General features: G+C 70.3%; 1 protein-coding gene. It reads right to left on the bottom strand.

Annotated features, from left to right (window positions below; translation table 11 throughout):
• Window positions 1-263, bottom strand: a 263-nt coding sequence (locus tag BN358_RS10840; protein WP_019229145.1) for an ATP:cob(I)alamin adenosyltransferase, incomplete at both ends; no start/stop codon positions are given.

Genomic DNA, 263 nt, shown 5'->3' with positions numbered 1-263 from the left:
TCGTGTTGTCGAGGACGGCGCGCCCTTCGCGTCGCTGGCCAGTTCGGCCGCGAGCACGAACAGCCGCTGCTGAATCCCGTGGAGGGTTTCCCGGACCGAACTGTCGGTCGCTGCGGCCTTCGCCTCCCCGATGGCGGCGTTGGCCTCGTCGACCGTGCCGTACGCCTCCACCTCCGGGTCCTGCTTGGGCACGCGCGAGCCGCCGAACAGGCCGGTCGAGCCGGCATCGCCGGTGCGCGTGTACACGTTGGGCATTGCTACGA

Origin of the sequence: Sedimentibacter sp. B4, assembly GCF_000309315.1 — a bacterium.
Classification (GTDB): Bacteria; Bacillota; Clostridia; order Tissierellales; family Sedimentibacteraceae; genus Sedimentibacter; species Sedimentibacter saalensis.
Note: the sequence above shows the minus strand (reverse complement) of the source record. Positions and strands in the feature narration are given on the sequence as shown.